This window comes from Streptomyces bathyalis, from assembly GCF_015910445.1.
Classification (GTDB): Bacteria; Actinomycetota; Actinomycetes; order Streptomycetales; family Streptomycetaceae; genus Streptomyces; species Streptomyces bathyalis.
Window position 1 is genome coordinate 6,420,023 of the sequence record NZ_CP048882.1, and the last position, 18,561, is coordinate 6,438,583.

Sequence of the window (18,561 nt, forward strand, 5' to 3'; positions counted from 1 at the left end):
GCCGCTCGGCTTTCCGGCTACTGGCCCCGTGGACCCAGACGCGCTGTGCGCGGCTGTGAGCGGTCCGGGAAGGGGTGGACGGGGGGCTGCGGGCTGACCGGCGCCCGCTCCGCGCGCAGCGGGTGCTGACGGCTCGGCGCGTGGTAGAGCCTGGCCGCGCCGATGCCCGTCCCTGACGAGGACGAGGCGGGCGCGCGGCCGCCGATGACCGCCGTCTCGCCGTGGGCCTCGTCCTGCGCCGCCAGCTCATCGGCCGGCCTGGCCCTGCCCGAGGGCAGCAGCGACTGCCGGGTGACGGGGGAGAGCGGCGAAGGCACCAGGCGGCGGCCGGGGAGCGTGGCGCGCCCGCGGTCCCTCCAGGCCTGGATGCGGTCCTCGGCCCACGCGATGGCGGGCTCGGCCCACGGCAGCCCGAGCAGGATCAGCAGTCCGGCCACCCAGCCGAGCAGGACGTCGCTCACCCAGTGCGTACCGAGATAGACGGTGGTGGCGCCGACGCCGAGGGCGAAGTTCGCGGCAACGACGGACAGCACTCGGCGGGCCCGGGGGGTGGTGGCCAGATACGCCAGAATGCCCCAGGTCACAACGGCGTTGGCGGTGTGACCCGAGGGAAATATATCGCCGTCGGCGAAGAGTTCGGCGGATCCGACGGTGGTCGCGTAGTGCGGCCCGAGTCTGCCGAGGCCGATTTTCACGGCGCCGACAGTGGCGTTGAGGGCCAGGAGCGCGGCGCCGAGTACCAGCAGCGGACGCAGCGTGCGCTGCCGCCATGAGCGCCAGCCCAGCCACGCCGCGACGAGCACCGCGGTCGGGCCGCGCTGGCCCAGGACGACGAAGTAGTCGAGGAACTCGTGCACTTGCGGCCACTGCTTGTAGGGCCGGAAGAGCATCACCTGCCAGTCGAGCCGTACCAGATCTGCCCGGACCAGCACGGCGACGACAATCACCGCATAGAGCACCGAAGTAGCGCCGAACAACAGCTTGCGGGTTCGGCTCATCCGCGGGACTTCGCGGTTGCTCGGTCGCTCGGGCTCTTGTTCCAGCCGGGCGAGTAGTCGGTCGGTACGCACCTAGTCGACGTTACAACGGCTGTGAGAGGTGGCCGCACACGTGCCGGGGGTTCGTGATGACGATGTGATGTGGAGTGCGTCTCACCGAGTCCTTTGTAGTGGTGAATTCCCGCAGCTTATCCGGGGTTTAGGCTCCGCATTCCGGATGCCGTTGCGAGTGCTGACGGCCAACACGCCCCGGAATTTCTGTTCACCAGCGGTCGGTGAGGAATTCGGTTCCTCTTTTCCATCCGGATTCCCGTGCGGGGCCGCAGAGTTGACGCCCCGGGACCCGCGGCAGGGGGCGCGCCGCCCGGGGGTGGGGGGACGTGCGGGCCGACGTGCGGGTGCGGTGCAGGTCGGACCGTAGGTGAGATGCGCCACGCGGCCGTCCGGCAGACTCGCGTACCCTGACATGCCACTCGCCCTTCTGTTCCGGGCCGCCCTGTGTGTTCCGTCCCCTCCGGGGCAACCGTCCGCAGCAGGCCCGGTGATCCCCCACCCTCCGAAGGGCGAGCGCGAGAGGAGGTGCGCAGATGTCCCGGACGACCCCGGCCGGATCAACCGGCGAGGCGTCGGACGTTCCCGCGCACACTGCTGCCCGGCGCGTCCCGGGTGACGCACCGCACGCCAACCGGTGGACGGTTCTCGTCGTCCTCTGCGCCAGTCTGCTTCTGGTCGCCATCGACGCCACCGTGCTGCACGTGGCGGTGCCTGCCGTCTCCGAGCAGCTGCGGCCCGGCTCCGTCGAACTGCTGTGGATCGTGGACGCCTATCCACTGGTCTGCGCATCCCTGCTGATCATGTTCGGCACGCTCGGCGACCGGACCGGGCGGCGCCGGGTGCTGCTCTTCGGGTATGCCTTCTTCGCCGCGGCCTCGGCCCTGGCCGCCTACGCACAGACACCGGGCATGCTCATCGGGGCACGCGCCCTGCTGGGCGTCGGCGGCGCGATGATCATGCCCGCGACGCTCTCGATACTGCGCCACGTCTTCCCCGACCGCCGTGAGCGGGCCCTCGCGATCGGCATCTGGAGCGCCGTCGCCGCGGTCGGAGCCGCGGTCGGCCCCCTCGTCGGAGGGCTGCTGCTCGAACACTTCTGGTGGGGCTCGGTCTTCCTCATCAATCTTCCGCTGATGGCCGCGGGCCTCATCGTGGGGCGCTGGCTGCTGCCCGAGTCCACAGGTGACCGCAGGGGCCCCTGGGACGTCCTCGGCGCCGTCGTGGCCGCCGGCGGCCTCTTCGGTCTCATCCTCGGCGTCAAGCACGCGGGCGGCGGGCATCCCTTCTCGCCGGGCACGATCGTGCCGCTGACGGCGGGCCTGGTGCTGCTCGGGGTTTTCGTGCGCAGGCAGCGGCGGCGCACGTACCCGCTCATCGACGTCCGTACGGTCGCGCGCCGGGCCTTCGGCACGGCCGTGGGGTGCATCGTGCTCACGGTGCTCGCCCTCGTGGGCCTCGCGCTGATCGCCGCGCAGTACCTGCAGCTGGTGCTCGGCTTCTCGCCGCTGCAGACCGGTCTGCGGCTGCTGCCGCTCTCGCTGGCGGCCATCGCCGCCGGGCTCGTGGGCTCCCGGCTGCTGCGGCTGCTGGGCCCGCGGTGCATGGTCGGGCTGGGTTTCCTGCTCACCATCGTCGCCGTGATCTGCCTGACGGGCCTGGGCCAGGAGGACCGGCCGGTGCTGCTCGTCGGGGGGTTCGTGCTGCTGGGCTTCGGTCTGGAGACCACGCTCTTCGGCTGTTACGAGTCCATGCTCAACGAAGCGCCCGCCGCACGCTCGGGCGGTGCCGCCGCGGTCGGCGAGACGGCGTACCAGCTGGGGGCCGGCATGGGCATCGCCGTGCTCGGCAGCGTGATGAACGCGGCATACGCGCCCGGCGTCCGGGACGTGCCCGGCGTCTCCGCCGTCGCGAAGGGCGACGCGAGCCACTCGCTGGGGGAGGCGTACGGGGTCGCGGCCCAGGTGGGCGGCTCCGCCGGGGACGCGCTCCGCACGGCGGCGCGCGAGGCGTTCGTCCACGGCATGCACGTCACGCTGATCGCCAGTGCGGGGCTGCTGCTCCTCGGCGCCCTGGCGGCACTGCGTCTGCCGCGTTCCATGGACGACGGTGCCTCCGGAGGGGCGGACGAGCAGGACGCGGCCGACGGGACCACGGACGAGGAGCACGGGACCGCGAAGGACAGCGAGCGCGCCGGCCAGGACGGATGGGACGAGGAGCCCGCCGTGGCCGAGGGGGGCGGCGACCGTCGCGCCCCCGCCTCCGTGAGCGGTCGGCTGCCACGCCAGGCCGACAGGAGCCAGGAGCGGGCCGGTGCGGTTCCCCATGCGCCGTCGGCCGGTTCCGGCAACGGGAGCGGGAAGGGGTCCCCGAGCGGGAACGGGAACGGACGCGGCCATGGGCAGAAGCAGGGCGACGGCAGCGATCTTCTGCCGAGCGGGACCACACGGCCCTGAGGCGCGCGGACGGGCCGCGGGGCGCACTGAAGGTGCGGCCCTGCCGCCGTCGGCGTCAAATGCCGGGGGAGAGCGGTGACTTCACCGTCGGGCCGGATCAGCTCTGGTTGAAGAAGCCGCCCTCCGCGGCGCGGCGGTTCTCGCTGCCGACGATCTTGTAGTCGTCGGGAGTCAGCAGGAACACCCGCGTCGCCACACGTTCGATGGACCCGCGCAGCCCGAAGGTGAGCCCCGCGGCGAAGTCCACGACGCGCTTGGCGTCCGCGGACTCCATCATGGTCAGGTTGATGATGACGGGCACGCCGTCCCGGAACAGTTCGCCGATGCCACGCGCATCGCGGAAGCCGTCGGGTGTCACCGTCGCGATCCGGGTGCCCTGGTCCTGAGCGGCCTCCGCCGTCACCCGGATCCGCGGGTCCGTGACCCAGGACTCCTGGGCGGCGTCACCGGGTTCCGGCCCCTCGGCGTAGTCGTCGTCGTAGTAACGCATTTCGCTGTCGTCGACGAGGCCCAGCCAGGCACTCGCCTTGCGCACCGATCCCATGGACGCCTCCTCTCCTCTGCGCGGTCCGTCCGCAGTCACATCGAGCAGCTCCCCCCCCGGGAGTCCGCATCTCTATGGTCGTCCATGATGCGGATGTTGCGCCAAGTGGATACCTGCCCAGTACGGGTTTCGTGACGGTACTGGTGCAGAACCTATGGTGCCGGGTCAAGGAACCTGTGGGGCACGCGTGGTGACGGTGTGCAAGTTGTGCGCCTCCCACCGGGGTGCCGGCGGGGGGAAGACGGGTACGGGTCGCCCCGCACTCCATGGTGAACCGCCGCAAGTGTGATGCCGCCGTCCGACGCGCACGAAACACTGTGCGAGGGGTCAACAGGGAGACGGAGAAGGGGTGTTCGGACTCTCCGTCCAGGTGTCGCTCAAGGGCCGCGGATCATGTCGCGTGCGTTCGCGGCCTGTTGACGTGCGTGGGGCCCGACATCCGCGTGCCGGACCGCCGCAGCCGATCATCGATTGCGAGGCGTGCGCGGCCGAACGGCAAGTGGCCGGAATTCGCGGGGAACACGCGGAGCGGCGACCGGGAACGCGGCGCATGGAATTTCGGAATTGCTTCCCGCAGCTATTGCTGAGGCATTGATGAAATCCCGTACATCGAACGGGAATCGATGGACAGAACAGGACAAGTCCGCTTGTTGTGCCAGTTGAGGCCATCATCTGCCCTTGTCGCCCCCATGCGATCAATCAAGCTGTCGACGCGACGAGTTGCGCTGTGTACGGTCAACCTGCGACGGTCCGACTTTTCATGGGACGACGCTTACTCGGCCTTGTGCGGCAACAGAGGTTCTCGTAATACTCATGGGTACGAGTTGGCATGGACGCGACTTCCTTCGGTCGGCGAAGGGTGCGTCCGTACTTCCTCCGGGGCCGTACCCGGGAAATGCCAAGGGCGGCCTCAACCCCCCACTGGAGGTTCAGAGTTGAAGAAGATATCGAAGCGGCAGATGGTCATCGCGGGTGCGGGTGTCGCAGCCCTCGTGGCCGGATCGGTGACCCTGTCGACAGCGAACGCTGCGGAAGACTCCGCGCCGAGTCTCAAGACCCTGACCAGCGCGTCGGCTTCGAAGCTCGCCACGAAGCTCGTCTCGGACGTCAAGGGTGACGCCGGTTCGTACTACGACGCGAAGGCCAAGAAGCTGGTCGTCAACGTCACGGACCAGGACGCCAAGAAGCAGGTCGAGGCGGCGGGTGCCGAGGCGAAGATCGTCCAGCACACGATGTCCCAGCTGAAGTCGGTCAAGGACGCCTTCACCGCGAAGGACATCGCCGGCACCGCGCGGATGGTGGACGTCAAGTCCAACAAGGTCGTCATCACCGCCGACAGGACGGTCAAGGGCGCCAAGCTCGCTGAGCTGAAGAAGCAGGCCAAGGCCGAGGGCAGCAAGGTCGAACTGAACCGCACCGCCGGCAAGTACACCACCAAGATCGCAGGCGGCGACGCCATCCACGGTGACGGCGGCCGCTGCTCGCTGGGCTTCAACGTCACCCTCGACGGCCAGCCGGCCTTCCTCACCGCGGGCCACTGCACCACCGCGATCGCCAGCTGGTCGGACAGCGAAGGCGGCCAGGAGATCGCCAAGAGCGGCGACGGCGAGTTCCCGGGTGCCGACTACGGCATCGCCTCGTACACCGCCGAGGTCGACCACCCGAGCTCGGTCAACCTCTACGACGGTGGCACGCAGGAGATCACCGGCGCGGCCGAGGCCGAGGTCGGCCAGCAGGTCACCCGCAGCGGCAGCACCACGCAGGTGCACGAGGGCACGGTGAAGGCCGTGGACGCCTCCGTCACCTACCCCGAGGGCACCGTCAACGGCCTGATCCAGACCGACGTCTGCGCCGAGCCCGGCGACAGCGGCGGCTCCCTCTTCGCCGGTGACAAGGCTCTCGGCATGACCTCCGGCGGCAGCGGTGACTGCTCCTCCGGCGGCGAGACCTTCTTCCAGCCGGTGACGACGGCCCTCGAGGCCACGGGTGCCCAGCTTCCCTGACGCACCGCAGGCGCCCGGTGTGACCTCGCACCGGGCGCCGGCCCGGTGACGGGCACAGTCACGCACATGCGGAACCCCCGGGCGGCGCCCGGGGGTTCCGTCGTGATGTCCGCGGCCCTTCAGCGGAGTCTTCCGCGCAAAGGCCCGCGCCCGCCTCACTCGGCGGCGACCAGCTCCGCGATCTGCACGGCGTTCAGCGCCGCTCCCTTGCGGAGGTTGTCGTTGGCGAGGAAGAGCGCGAGGCCGTTCTCGGCGGTCTCGTCGGTGCGGATGCGTCCGACGTAGCTCGCGTCATTGCCCGCGGCCTGGAGCGGCGTGGGGATGTCGGAGAGCTCCACGCCCGGTGCCGCCGCCAGCAGCTCACGCGCGCGCTCCGGCGTGATCGCCCGCTCGAAGCGGGCGTTGACCTGGAGGGAGTGACCGGTGAAGACGGGCACGCGCACGCAGGTGCCCGACACCCGCAGGCCGGGGATGTCCAGGATCTTGCGGCTCTCGTTGCGGAGTTTCTGCTCCTCGTCCGTCTCGTCGAGGCCGTCGTCGACGATCGAGCCGGCCATCGGCAGCACGTTGAAGGCGATCGGACGCTCGTACTTGACCGGGTCGGGGAAGTCCACGGCGTCGCCGCCGAAGGTCAGCCGGGTCGCGTCGGCCTCGATGGCCTTGCTCGCCTGCTCGTTCAGCTCGGCGACGCCGGCCAGGCCGCTGCCGGAGACCGCCTGGTAGGTGGCGACGACCAGCCCTGTCAGCCCGGCCTCGTCGTGCAGCGGACGCAGCACGGGCATGGCGGCCATGGTGGTGCAGTTCGGGTTGGCGATGATGCCCTTCGGACGGCGCTTCGCCGCGTCGGGGTTCACCTCGGAGACGACGAGCGGGACTTCGGGGTCCAGCCGCCAGGCGGAGGAGTTGTCGATGACGACCGGCCCCTGCGAGGCGACCTTCTCGGCGATGGCCTTCGACGTCGAACCCCCGGCCGAGAACAGCGCGATGTCCAGCCCGGAGTAGTCGGCCGTGGCCGCGTCCTCGACGGTGACCTCGCCGCCCTGCCAGGGGAGTGTGCGCCCGGCGGAACGGGCGGAGGCGAACAGACGCAGCTGCTCGACGGGGAGTTTCCGCTCGGCCAGAATCTCCCGCATCACGCTGCCGACCTGGCCGGTCGCTCCGACGATCCCGATCCTCATGGGGCTCCTTCTGTGCATGTCCTGTGCGAGTGTGTCCGGGCCCTGTCCGTCCGCGGTGCGCGTACGGGCCGGGCGCCGACTCTTCTACCCTGCCCTGCTCCCGCTACGATCGGCCACTTCTTTGACATCGGTCACACGGGACGGCGAGCCACCGGGCGTGCCGGTCACCCGGCTCGGCCGTCGAGCGGTCCGAACGCGGTGAGCGCGTCCTCGGCGCTGTTGCGCGCGTGCGCGTACTCGTCCGCCCACTCCGCGGCGCCCTCGTACGCGGACTCGGCGGCGATGCGGGCGCAGGCGGCCGCGTAGTCGTACGTGGTACGCCGCAGGGTCACGGAGTCGCCGGGACCGAGCAGCGCCCAGTGCGCACCGGGGCGTCCGTACGGCATCCCCACGCTCCCGGGATTGACCACCAGCAGGCCCTGGACGACCCGGACGAACGGCATGTGGGTGTGGCCGCACACCACCGCCCGCACATCCGCGTCCACGCCTGCCAGCACCTCGGTCCAGCGCTCGGAGCGGGAATCGGCCAGTGCCACCTCGGTGTCGTTGCGAGGTGTGGCATGGCAGAAGAGCACGGGGCCCAGGCCGTCGACATCCAGGCGTGCCGTCGGTGGCAGCCCCGCCAGGAACCGGGCGTCCGTTTCGCTCAGCAGGCCCGCGGCCCACAGGTCGACGGCGAAGGGCGCGTCGTGCTGCTCGGCCCGCTCGCGCCGCTCCTCGTCCCCGCTGTCCCCGCCCGCGCTGCGTCCGGCTGCGTCGCGGAGTTCGGCCAGCTCCCGGTCGGCGTTGCCCCGCACCCACACCGCGCGGTCGCCCAGCGCGCGCAACAGCTCCAGGGTCTCGAGGGGCTGCGGGCCGGCGAGGAGGTCTCCCGTCAGGACGACGTGGTCGGCCGTCCGCACGTCCGGCTCGGCGAGCACCGCCTCCAGGGCGGGGAGGACGCCGTGGATGTCCGAGAGCACCGCCACGCGTCCGGCTTGTCGGGTCATGCGGCTCAGCATGGCCCGGGCATGGGACGGGCGAGGGGTGGTTCTCCCAGCGCGGAACCCCGGCGTGGCGGCGCCCGGGAGCGGCCGTTCGCACAACCCGCCCGTGCCGTGTCCGCGGGACCTGGCCGTGCGGCCGCGTACCGCCGGTGAGCTGCGGAGAGACGTCACACACCTTGTTCGAACACTGGTTCGACGGACTGGTCTATGGTGGTGGTGTACCCAGGGACGGGCAGAGGTGCGGATGCGGCAGGAGGTGCGTGCGATGCCGGGATTCGTGCACCTGCACGTCGCCTCCGGATTCTCCATGAGATACGGGGCCTCCCACCCCGAGACGCTGGCCGAACGCGCCGCCGAGCGCGGCATGGACGCGGTCGCGCTCACCGACCGGGACACCCTCGCCGGAGCGGTCCGCTTCGCCCGTGCGAGTGCCGGCGCCGGGGTGCGTCCCGTCTACGGGGTGGATCTGGCCGTGGCGGAGCGGCCGGAGAAGAAGAGCGCGGGGCGCCGCCGCCGTACCCCCGTCAGGGGTGGGGCCTTCATCGACGAATCGGCACAGCGGGTCGTCTTCCTCGCCGGGCAGGGTGCGGCGGGGTGGGAGCGCCTGTGCCGGCTGGTCACGGCTGCCCACGCCTCCGGCGCTGAGCGTCCCCGGCTGGAGTGGAAGGACCTGGCCGCGGTGGGAGGTGCGTCCGGCGCGGGAGGCTCCGGAGCGGAAGAGGGGGCGCTGACCGTGCTGCTCGGCCCCGACTCCGACGTCGGCCGGTCGCTCGCCGCCGGCCGGCCCGACCGCGCGGCACGGCAACTGGACGGCTGGCGGGAGATCTTCGGTACGCAGGCGCTGCGCCTGGAGGTCGGCGCGCACGTGCCGACGCGGGAGTCCGCGCGGATGCTGGGTCTCGCGGCAGGGGAGGGGATCAAGCCCGTACTGGCCAACGGGGTGCGCTACGCCGATCCGGGCCAGGGCCCGGTCGCGGACGTACTGGACGCCGCACGCCGCCTGGTCCCCGTCGACCCCCGGAAGGGACTGGACAGCGGCGAGCGGTGGCTCAAGGGCCCCGAGGCCATGGCCTCGGCCGCGGAGCGCATCGCTCTTGCCGCGGGCTACCGGAGCGACACCGCGAACCGGCTGCTGGCGGTGACCGAGGAGACCGCCGGGAGCTGCCGAGTCGACCCGGAGTACGACATCGGCATCGGCCGAGTGCACTTCCCCGAGCCGTGGCTGGTCGGTGCGGGCGGAGGCAGGAGCGCCGAGCGCGTGCTGCGGTCACGGTGTGCGGCCGGGATGGTCGCCCGGCGGTACGAGGGGCAGCGGGAGCGCTGGGAGAGACTCGAACACGAGCTGCGGATCATCGAAGGGCTGGGCTTCTCCTCCTACTTCCTCACCGTCGCGCAGGTCGTGGAGGACGCACGGGCGATGGGCGTGCGGGTCGCGGCGCGCGGCTCGGGCGCCGGATCGCTGGTCAATCATCTGCTGGGCATCGCGCACGCTGATCCCGTCGAACACGGCCTTCTCATGGAGCGGTTCCTCTCACCGAGCCGCGCCGCACTGCCGGACATCGACATCGACGTGGAATCGGCACGGAGGCTGGAGGTCTACCGCGCCATCTTCGACCGCTTCGGCGAGGAGCGCGTCGCGGCCGTCGCCATGCCGGAGACCTACCGGGTGCGGCACGCGATCCGCGACGTGGGTGCGGCGCTGAGCATCGACCCCGCCGAGACCGACCGGCTCGCGAAGTCGTTCCCGCACATACGGGCGCGCGACGCGCGTGCCGCTCTCGATGAGCTTCCCGAACTGCGCGGCGTGGACGCCGAGAAGTACGGGCCCCGCTTCTGGGACCTGGTCGAGTCGCTGGACGCACTGCCCCGCGGTATCGCCATGCACCCGTGCGGGGTGCTGCTCTCGGACTCCTCGCTCCGCGCCCGTACGCCCGTCGTTCCCACCAGCGGCGAGATTCCCTTCGGCCCCGCCGGTCCGGGGCCCGGGGGCACTTCCCCGGGGGAGGAGTCAGGGGGAGAGGCCAGGGGGAGCGCGCCCGTCGCGATGTCGCAGTTCGACAAGGACGACGTGGAGGAGCTGGGGCTGCTCAAGCTGGATGTGCTGGGGGTGCGGATGCAGTCCGCGATGGCGCACGCGGTCGCGGAGATCGAGCGGACCGGCGGCGGCCATGTCGCGCTGGACGAGGTGCCCGAGGACGATCCGCAGACGTACGAGCTGATCCGCTCCACCGAGACGCTCGGCTGCTTCCAGATCGAATCGCCGGGCCAGCGCGACCTGGTGGGACGGCTGCAGCCGGAGAGCTTCCACCATCTCGTCGTCGACATCTCGCTGTTCCGGCCGGGACCGGTCGTCGCCGACATGGTGCGGCCGTTCATCGAGGCGCGGCACGGCCGTCGGCCCGCCTCGTATCCGCACCCGGATCTGGAGCCGGCGCTGCGCGAGACGTTCGGTGTCGTTGTCTTCCACGAGCAGATCATCGAGATCCTGTCCGTCATGACCGGATGCGGCCGTGCCATGGCCGACGAGGCGCGGCGTGCCCTCTCGGACGACGAGCGGCAGGGGAGAGTGCGGGCCTGGTTCACGCAGGAGGCGTCCCGGCGCGGGTACGACGCCGAGGCCGTCGAACGCACCTGGGAGATCGTGGAGGCATTCGGCTCCTACGGCTTCTGCAAGGCGCACGCCGTCGCCTTCGCCGTTCCGACGTATCAGTCGGCGTGGCTGAAGGCCCATCATCCGGCGGCTTTCTACGCGGGGCTGCTGGAGCACGACCCGGGGATGTACCCCAAGAGGCTGCTGCTGGCGGACGCGCGCAGGCGCGGGGTGCCGGTGCTGCCGCTGGATGTGAACCGCTCGTCGGTCGGCTATCAGATCGAACTGGTGTCTGATTTCAGGGGTGTTGGAGACGGGACCGCGGACACCACGGGACCCTCCTCCGAACTCCCGGACCGTCAGGAACACGCGGGCTATGCGGAACATGCGGAACGGCGCCTGTGGGGGCTGCGTCTCGCCCTCTCCGAAGTGCAGGGCATCAGCGAGGCGGACGCGGAGCGCGTCGCCGCCGGGCAGCCCTACGACTCGCTGGCGGACCTCTGGCGGCGGGCACGGCCGCCGCGTCCCGTCGCCGAAAGGCTCGCGCGCGTCGGGGCGCTGGACGCCTTCACACCCGACGGCAACCGCCGCGATCTGCTGCTCCAGATCGCCGAACTCCACCGTCAGCAGCGCGGCAGATCCGGTGCCCGCGAGGGGCAGCTGGCACTGGACCATCTGGCGAAAGGTTCCGCCGCGCCCGAGCCGGCCGGGCTTCCCGACCTCGACGCGGACGAGCGGCTGGGAGCGGAACTCGGTGTCCTCGGCATGGACACCTCCCGGCACCTCATGGACGATCACACCGCCTTCCTGCGGGAGTTGGGCGCGTACACCGCACGTGCGCTGCGCGACGCACGGCACGGTGAGACGGTCCTGGTCGCGGGGGCCAAGGCAGCGACCCAGACCCCGCCGATCCGCTCCGGGCGGCGCGTCATCTTCAGCACCCTCGACGACGGCACGGGGCTGGTCGACCTCGCCTTCTTCGACGACAGCCACGCGGCCTGTGCGCACACCGTCTTCCACTCCTGGCTGCTGTTGGTGCGGGGAGTGGTGCAGCGGCGCGGGCCGCGCAGCCTCAGCGTGGTCGGGTCGGCGGCATGGGATCTGGCCGAGCTGGCCGAACTGCGCCGCGCCGGTGGCCTGGACGCGGTCACGGCCAGGCTGGCGGAGCCGCCCATGAGCCCCGAGCCGGATCAGGACGAGGGGAGCGGCGAGGACCAGAACCAGGGCGCGAGCACCGGTTCCGGGGGCCGAACCGTCGAGGTGGCCAAGGGTTACGAGATGCATCCCTGGGCCGATCTGCGTCCTCCCGGGGATGCCGCCGGTTCTCCGAACGCCCTGCGCAAGCTCTGGCACTCCAGCCCGGGGAGCGCGGGATGAGCGAATCCGGCGAGCACGGCGAGCACAGTGAACTCAGCGGGCCCGGCGAGCACAGTGAGCTCAGCGGACCCGGCGAGCATGACGGCGGGCCGGGCGGACAACTGCGCGTGCTGTACGTCCACTTCGGGGGCAGAGTCCGTCAAGTGGACGAGGACCGCCCGGAGTTCTCCGTGCTGCTCGGTCTCCTCGCCCGTTTCACCCCCGTCGTGCAGGCGCTGGCGCCCGATGCCGCGCTCGCCGACGTGCGTGGCGCGCTGCGGTACTTCGACCGTGACGCACCCGGGCTGGCCCGGCTCATCCGTCTCCGCGTGCTGGCCCTGTACGACACCGAGTGCACCGTCGGAGTCGCCGTCAATCCGCTGCTCGCGAGGATGGCCGCGCACTCCGGGCCCCCGGGTGCGGTGCGGGTCGTGCGTCTGGAGGAGACCGCCGGGTTCCTCGCCGGCAAGCCCGTCGCGGCACTGCACGGCGTCGGCCCGGTGACCGCTCGCACCCTGTGCTCGTACGGTCTGGACACCGTCGGCCGCGTCGCCGGCGCCCCGCCCGCCACCCTGCAGCGCATCCTCGGCGCGAAGACCGGCCGCCTCCTCCGGGAGCGCGCCCGCGGCATCGACCCGACACCGGTGGTTCCCGATGAACCGGCACGCTCGGAGAGCTCCGAATTCCGCTTCGGCCGGGACGAGATCGACCCGGCCGAGCGCCGCCGCGCGCTGCTCACCCTCGCCGACGAACTGGGCTTCCGTATGCGCACCGGCGGGCAGGTGGCCCGCGCGCTGACCCTCACCGTCCGCTATGCCGACCGCTCCGTCACCACGCGCACCCGCACGCTCGCCGAACCGACCGCGCACACCCCGGCGTTGACCGCCGCCGCCTATGCCATGCACGACGGGCTCGGGTTGCAGCGGGCCCGCGTGCGCGCGGTGACCCTGCGCGCGGAGGAGCTGATGCCGGCCGAACTCGCCTCCCTGCAGCTGTCCCTGGACCCCCGTGAGGAGAAGGCCAGGCGCGCCGAGGCGGCTGCCGACCGGGCCCGGCTGCGGTTCGGTGCGGCAGCGGCGCATCCCGCGGGACTGTTCGACGCGGCGTAGCCGTGGCCGGGCAGGCACTCAGCCGTCGAGGCAGCCGCTGTCCGTACGAGCGGGAGCGGCGGCCGACGAGAATGCCGCCCCCTTCGCAGCGCTCTCGTCCTCATACCTGCCGTCTGTGATCGACGTTTGCCCCGGTCCGCGCAGCACGATGAGCGCGATGACGAAGGCGGTGGCGAGCAGCCCCGCACCGATGGTGAAGGCCAGGTGATAGCCGCCGGTCAGCGCCTCGGCCCGGCTCCTGCCCTGTGCGAGCAGACCCTCGCTGCGTGAAGCCGCCATGGTGGAGAGCACCGCGACGCCCGCAGCCATGCCGATCTGCTGGGTGGTGTTGAAGAGTCCGGAGGCGAGCCCGGCATCGTCGTCCCCCGCACCGGACATCGCGAGGGAGGTCAGTGCGGGGAGGGCCAGCCCGAAGCCGGCAGCGAGAAGCATCACCGGGAGCAGGTCGGTCGCGTAGTGCGCCTGCACGGGGATTCGGGTGAGCAGTCCCAGGACCCCGATCAGGAGGACGAGCCCTGTCAGCAGGACGTTGCGCTCGCCGTAGCGGGCGATCAAGCGGGCCGAGACGCCCAGGGACACCACACCGATGACCGCTGCTGCCGGGAGCATGGCCAGGCCGGTGCTGGCGGCGCCGTATCCGAGCACCTTCTGCAGGTAGAGGGCGACGAGGACCTGGAACGAGAACAGCGCGGCCACCATAAGGACTTGCACCAGATTGGCCCCGCAGACGCTACGCGACCGGAGGATCCGCAGCGGCATGAGGGGTGTTGTGGCAGTGGCCTGGCGGAGTGTGAACGCGGCGAGCAGAGCTGCGGCGAGTGCTCCGCAGCCGAGCGTGGGTGCCGAAGTCCAGCCGTGCTCTTCGACGTTGACGACGGTGTAGATCCCCGTCATCAACCCCGTGGTGACGAGGAAGGCTCCGATCACATCGGCTCCGGCCCTGATGCCGAGCCCGCGGTCTGCGGGCAGGAAGGGTACGGCAGCCGCGAGAGCCGCGAGTCCGATCGGCAGGTTGATGAAGAAGATCCAGTGCCAGTTGAGTTCGTCGGTGAGAACTCCGCCGAGGACCTGGCCGATCGATGCACCGGCCGCGCCGGTGAAGCTGAACACGGCGATCGCCTTGGCCCGCTCATTGGGCGCGGTGAAGAGTGTCACGAGGATGCCCAGGCCGACGGCGGAGGCCATCGCGCAGCCGACCCCCTGCAGGAACCGGGCAGTGATCAGCACCGCGGGAGATCCGGCGGCACCCGCCAGGAGCGAGGCCGAGGTGAAGAGTCCGGTACCGGTCATGAACATGCGCTTGCGGCCGATCAGATCGCCGAGTCTTCCGGCGAGCAGCAGCAGGCTTCCGAAGGCGATCAGGTAGGCGTTGACGACCCAGCTCAGGCTTACGGAAGAGAATCCGAGATCGCTCTGGATGGCCGGCATGGCCACGGTCACGATGCTGCCGTCGAGGATGGTCATCAGCATCCCGGTGGTGACGACGGCGAGGGCGGGCCACCGAAAGCGCGGAGCGTCGGGGGGCGGGGCGGAGGTTGCGGACATGGGTCTCTCCTGTCGACTCAGCAGAAGGAAAGACCTTAGCAGATTGTTTTGTTGTAGATGATTTTCTTCGGGTCTACTTCTCCCGCTGGCGTGCTCGCCGCACCGGGTGCGGGTTCTCGGCGGCTGTGGCCAGATGTCCGGCGATCAAGTGCCTCAATGCCCTCAGAAAGGTCTGCCGGTCCTTCTCGGGAAGCGCCGCCAGTGCTTCCTCGTGGACGCGGTCGACGATCTTCTGACTCCGCTCGGCGACCCGGGAGCCTTCCTCGGTGACCGCGATGATCCGGGCCCGCCGGTCCCGGCTGGACGGGCGGCGCTCGGCGAGGCCGGCCTTCTCCAGTGCGTCCACCGTCACCACCATGGTGGTCTTGTCCATGTCGCCGATCTCGGCGAGCTGGATCTGGGTGCGCTCCTCCTCCAGTGCGTGCACCAGTACGCAGTGCATGCGTGCCGTCAGTCCGGCCTCGGCGAGCGCTGCGGACATCTGGCTCCGGAGCACGTGACTGGTGTGATCCAGCAGGTAGGACAGGTCGGGTTCGGTGCTGGTGGGTGTCATGGAGGTCATGTTCGCCAGCGTAGCAACCCGATCTGTGGCAGATTATCCGCAAAGGGTCATTCCTGTGCCCAGGCCTCGTTCCGAGACCTTCGAACCCGATCACTGCGGGGCGGCAGCAGTTGACCGGTCCGGCCGCCTCGAAGCAAGCGATCGGAGCGAGCGTCATGGCACAGGCGACGATCTTGAAGATCGCTTTGCCCGCCTCGGCGAGATCCAGCACGGGCGGGACCCACTGCGATTCCCGTATGCAGGATCGCCGCCACCGCACAACACGGCCGGCGGACCCGCCTGTCGCAGATCGTCCTCGTCGTACAGAACTCATCGTGGATCACACGTGACAGCGAGGGGAGCCCGGCTGGGCAGCCGGGCAGAGCGGACCAGTCGGGCCGGGCGGGCCTGCCGGTAGACCGCGGCGCGGGCCGCGTCAGCGACGGCCGGCGGCGATGCGCTGCCGTGAGACCTCGTACAGCACGGCGGTCGCGGCGCCGGCCGCGTTGAGCGAACTGGCCGATCCGCTCATCGGGATGCGCACCGTGAGATCGCACAGCTGGCGCCAGGCCGCGCTGAGCCCCGCGGTCTCGTTCCCGACGAGGAGCAGTACGGGGCCGGTCAGGTCGGAGTCGAAGAGGTCCGTGGCGCCGTCCTCGTCGGTGCCGACGATCGTGACGCGCCGTCCGAGCGCCCTGTGCCGCTCCAGCCATGCGATCACCTCACGCTGCGAGGGCACCCGCACCGCGGGCAGCGCGAAGAGCGAACCGGTGCTGGCCCGCACCGACTTGGGGTCGTAGACGTCGGCGGCGTGTCCGGTCACGATCACGCCGCCGGCGCCGAAGGCGTCCGCGGAGCGGATGACCGTGCCGATGTTCCCGGGGCCGGTGGGGCGGTCGAAGAGCACGCCGAGGAAGCCGTCGTCCACGCCGATGCGGGACAGATCGTCCTCCGGCATCTCGAGCACCGCGACGACCTCGGGCGCGCTCTCGTCCTTCCCGCCGAGCTCGGCGAGGAGTTCGGGTGCCATCGCGACCCGTTCGGTGTGGACGTCGCGCACCAGGTCCTCGGCCCAGCGCGAGAGCGGCCGCCGCGTGGAGTGGATCAACGCCCTCACCGGCCAGCCGTGTTCGACGGCGAGCGTGATGGGGCGCACTCCCTGGACGAGGAACTCCCGTGTGCGCTGCCGCTTGTTCCGGTTGGTCAGCAGCGACTGCCACTGCTGGAAGCGGGCGTTGCGGGAGGTGATCTTCTGAACCAGGGGACTTCCTCCCGCTCGTGACTTCGTGCCGCCGCGGCAGCCTACACAAGAGCCGGGCACTCACAGAATCTTCACAGCACGCTTATGGCCCTCCCAAGTTACCGCTGCGTTAATTGACGTGACTTCGACAAGTGTGGTCTGCCTCACTTCAGTTGCCCCCACCAGAGCCACCACCCCCCACGCAGCACCCCTGCACCACCCCCCACGAGGCGCCACAGGAAAAACGCCCCCTCACCCCCACGAGGAGACGGCAGTGAAACTGTCCTGGAAGCACCCCTACACCCCGGCAGTCGCTGCGGCGGCCGCGATCGTCATGACGGCGCTCCCACTCACGGCGTCCGGGGCCTCCGCTTCTGAGGCCCCCTCATCGGGCACGTCCACTCCGGACTCCAAGACGTCCTCGGACACCGACCCTGCCGGGCAGGCCCAGCTGGCCGACAAGCCCGCAGCCGAGGATCCGAAGGGATCGGCAGACAAGTCCGCAGCCGCAGACTCGGAGGGCGGCTGGAACGACTTCGACTGCAAGCCCTCGGAGGCACACCCCCGTCCCGTCGTGCTGGTGCACGGCACCGGAGGCAACAAGATCGACAACTGGCTCGGTCTCGCGCCCTACTTGAAGAAGCGCGGCTACTGCGTCTTCTCCCTCGACTACGGCCAGTACAACGGCATCCCGCTGCTGCACGGCCTCGGCCCCATCGAGGACTCCGCCGCCCAGCTCGACACCTTCGTCGACAAGGTCCTCGATTCGACGGCCAAGGGCAAGGTCGACATCGTCGGCCACTCGCAGGGCGGCATGATGCCCCGCTACTACATGAAGTTCCTCGGCGGAGCGGACAAGGTGAACGCCCTCGTCGGCATCGCACCGAGCAATCACGGCACCACGCTGAACGGGCTCACCAAGCTCGTGGACCTGATCCCCGGACTCGGCGACGCCGTCGACGGGCTCGCCCCGTCGCTGATGCAGCAGAAGCAGGGCTCGGACTTCATCAACCGCCTCAACGAGGGCGGTGACACCCTGCCCGGCGTGAAGTACACGGTGATCGCGACGAAGTACGACGAGGTCGTGACGCCCTACAAGTCGCAGTTCCTGGACGGACCGGACGTCAAGAACGTCACGCTGCAGGACCTGTGCCCGGCCGACATCTCCGAACACCTGGCGATTGGCCTCTTCGACAAGCTCGCGTTCCACGAGACGGCCAACGCCCTCGACCCGGCCAACGCCGAGCGCACGACCTGCTCCTCCTGACCGAGGGAGCCGGAACGGACAGTCGACGGGGCCCCGCTCTTGCGCGGGGCCCCGTCGACGTCACCACTCGTACAGCTTCTCCGCGTACGCCGGCCCGTAGTGCTTCTCGAGCAACTCGAGGGGGTCCTCCTGACGCTCCAGCGCCTTGGATATCCTCGCCCGCCCGGGCAGCGCCTCCGGCGCCCAGGTGGCGGGACTCCAGGCGGAGGAGCGCAGGAAGGCCTTCGAGCAGTGGTAGAAGATCTCCTCGACCTGCACCACCAGTGCGAGCACGGGGGTGTTCCGCCGGACCGTCATCTCCTCGAGGAACGGCGCCTCACGGACGATCCGCGCCCTGCCGTTGATCCGCAGCGTGTCGCCGCGCCCGGGCAGCAGGTGGATGAGCCCGACCTGAGGGTTCTGCAGGATGTTGCGGAACCCGTCGGCCCGCTTGTTGCCCGGCCGGTCGGGGATCGCGACCGTGCGATCGTCGAGCACCTTGACGAAGCCGGGCGGATCGCCCTTCGGCGACACGTCGCACGAACCGTCGCGGCCCGAGGTGGCGATCAGACACAGCGGCGAGTGTGCAAGCCACTCCCGGTCCAGCGCGTGCAGCGTGCTCCGGACCTTCCGCGCCGCGTGCGGGGCGGGCTCGCCGAGCAGTTCTCGCAGCTCGGCCTCCGAAGTGACTTCCCTCGTCGCCGACGGCGGTTCCATA

Annotated in this window: 13 protein-coding genes; 5 read left to right on the forward strand and 8 right to left on the reverse strand. The window is 70.6% G+C overall.

The genetic code is table 11. The features are described from left to right. Positions 1 to 17: 17 nt before the first annotated feature. The gene (locus tag G4Z16_RS27820; protein WP_197353355.1) at positions 18 to 1,070 is read right to left on the reverse strand and encodes a phosphatase PAP2 family protein; all 1,053 of its coding nucleotides are present in this window, start codon (positions 1,068 to 1,070) and stop codon (positions 18 to 20) included. A 515-nt stretch (positions 1,071 to 1,585) separates the two neighbouring features. On the opposite strand from G4Z16_RS27820, the gene G4Z16_RS27825 reads away from it, so the two are divergent. Continuing rightward, positions 1,586 to 3,505: an MFS transporter gene (locus G4Z16_RS27825; RefSeq protein WP_197353356.1), complete on the forward strand. Its 1,920-nt coding sequence runs from the start codon at positions 1,586 to 1,588 to the stop codon at positions 3,503 to 3,505. Between the two features lie 97 nt (positions 3,506 to 3,602). Here G4Z16_RS27825 and G4Z16_RS27830 read toward each other — a convergent pair whose 3' ends face one another. Continuing rightward, entirely contained in the window at positions 3,603 to 4,049 is a 447-nt protein-coding gene (locus G4Z16_RS27830; RefSeq protein WP_028436375.1) for a cell division protein SepF, read from the reverse strand. Positions 4,050 to 5,008: 959 nt separating this feature from the next. On the opposite strand from G4Z16_RS27830, the gene G4Z16_RS27835 reads away from it, so the two are divergent. Continuing rightward, a complete protein-coding gene (locus tag G4Z16_RS27835; RefSeq protein WP_197354967.1) occupies positions 5,009 to 6,052 on the forward strand; it encodes a S1 family peptidase in 1,044 nt (347 codons plus the stop codon). A 155-nt stretch (positions 6,053 to 6,207) separates the two neighbouring features. On the opposite strand, the gene G4Z16_RS27840 is transcribed toward G4Z16_RS27835, so the two are convergent. Beyond that, positions 6,208 to 7,230 carry an aspartate-semialdehyde dehydrogenase gene (locus G4Z16_RS27840; protein ID WP_197353357.1) on the reverse strand — a complete coding sequence of 341 codons (1,023 nt, stop codon included), beginning with the start codon at positions 7,228 to 7,230 and terminating at the stop codon, positions 6,208 to 6,210. A 164-nt stretch (positions 7,231 to 7,394) separates the two neighbouring features. Continuing rightward, on the reverse strand, positions 7,395 to 8,219 hold the full coding sequence (locus G4Z16_RS27845) for a metallophosphoesterase family protein (protein ID WP_197353358.1): 825 nt from the start codon (positions 8,217 to 8,219) through the stop codon (positions 7,395 to 7,397). Between the two features lie 262 nt (positions 8,220 to 8,481). On the opposite strand from G4Z16_RS27845, the gene G4Z16_RS27850 reads away from it, so the two are divergent. Together G4Z16_RS27850 and G4Z16_RS27855 are read left to right on the forward strand one after the other, a co-directional pair. Then, positions 8,482 to 12,183, forward strand: coding sequence for a DNA polymerase III subunit alpha (locus tag G4Z16_RS27850; RefSeq protein WP_197353359.1), 3,702 nt, complete (start codon positions 8,482 to 8,484; stop codon positions 12,181 to 12,183). After that, positions 12,180 to 13,271 (forward strand): DNA polymerase Y family protein, encoded by a 1,092-nt coding sequence (locus G4Z16_RS27855; RefSeq protein WP_197353360.1) that lies wholly within the window; start codon positions 12,180 to 12,182, stop codon positions 13,269 to 13,271. The genes G4Z16_RS27850 and G4Z16_RS27855 overlap by 4 nt, the downstream gene beginning before the upstream one ends. A gap of 18 nt (positions 13,272 to 13,289) precedes the next feature. Here G4Z16_RS27855 and G4Z16_RS27860 read toward each other — a convergent pair whose 3' ends face one another. From G4Z16_RS27860 to G4Z16_RS27870, 3 genes are all read right to left on the reverse strand, one after another. Beyond that, the gene (locus G4Z16_RS27860; protein WP_197353361.1) at positions 13,290 to 14,816 is read right to left on the reverse strand and encodes an MFS transporter; all 1,527 of its coding nucleotides are present in this window, start codon (positions 14,814 to 14,816) and stop codon (positions 13,290 to 13,292) included. A 73-nt stretch (positions 14,817 to 14,889) separates the two neighbouring features. After that, positions 14,890 to 15,378 carry a MarR family winged helix-turn-helix transcriptional regulator gene (locus tag G4Z16_RS27865; RefSeq protein ID WP_197353362.1) on the reverse strand — a complete coding sequence of 163 codons (489 nt, stop codon included), beginning with the start codon at positions 15,376 to 15,378 and terminating at the stop codon, positions 14,890 to 14,892. A gap of 415 nt (positions 15,379 to 15,793) precedes the next feature. After that, a complete protein-coding gene (locus G4Z16_RS27870; protein WP_197354968.1) occupies positions 15,794 to 16,618 on the reverse strand; it encodes an RNA methyltransferase in 825 nt (274 codons plus the stop codon). Positions 16,619 to 16,871: 253 nt separating this feature from the next. On the opposite strand from G4Z16_RS27870, the gene G4Z16_RS27875 reads away from it, so the two are divergent. Beyond that, the gene (locus tag G4Z16_RS27875) at positions 16,872 to 17,864 is read left to right on the forward strand and encodes an esterase/lipase family protein (protein WP_246531103.1); all 993 of its coding nucleotides are present in this window, start codon (positions 16,872 to 16,874) and stop codon (positions 17,862 to 17,864) included. A 60-nt stretch (positions 17,865 to 17,924) separates the two neighbouring features. On the opposite strand, the gene G4Z16_RS27880 is transcribed toward G4Z16_RS27875, so the two are convergent. Beyond that, the gene (locus G4Z16_RS27880; RefSeq protein ID WP_197354970.1) at positions 17,925 to 18,560 is read right to left on the reverse strand and encodes a pyridoxamine 5'-phosphate oxidase family protein; all 636 of its coding nucleotides are present in this window, start codon (positions 18,558 to 18,560) and stop codon (positions 17,925 to 17,927) included. Position 18,561 lies beyond the last annotated feature (1 nt).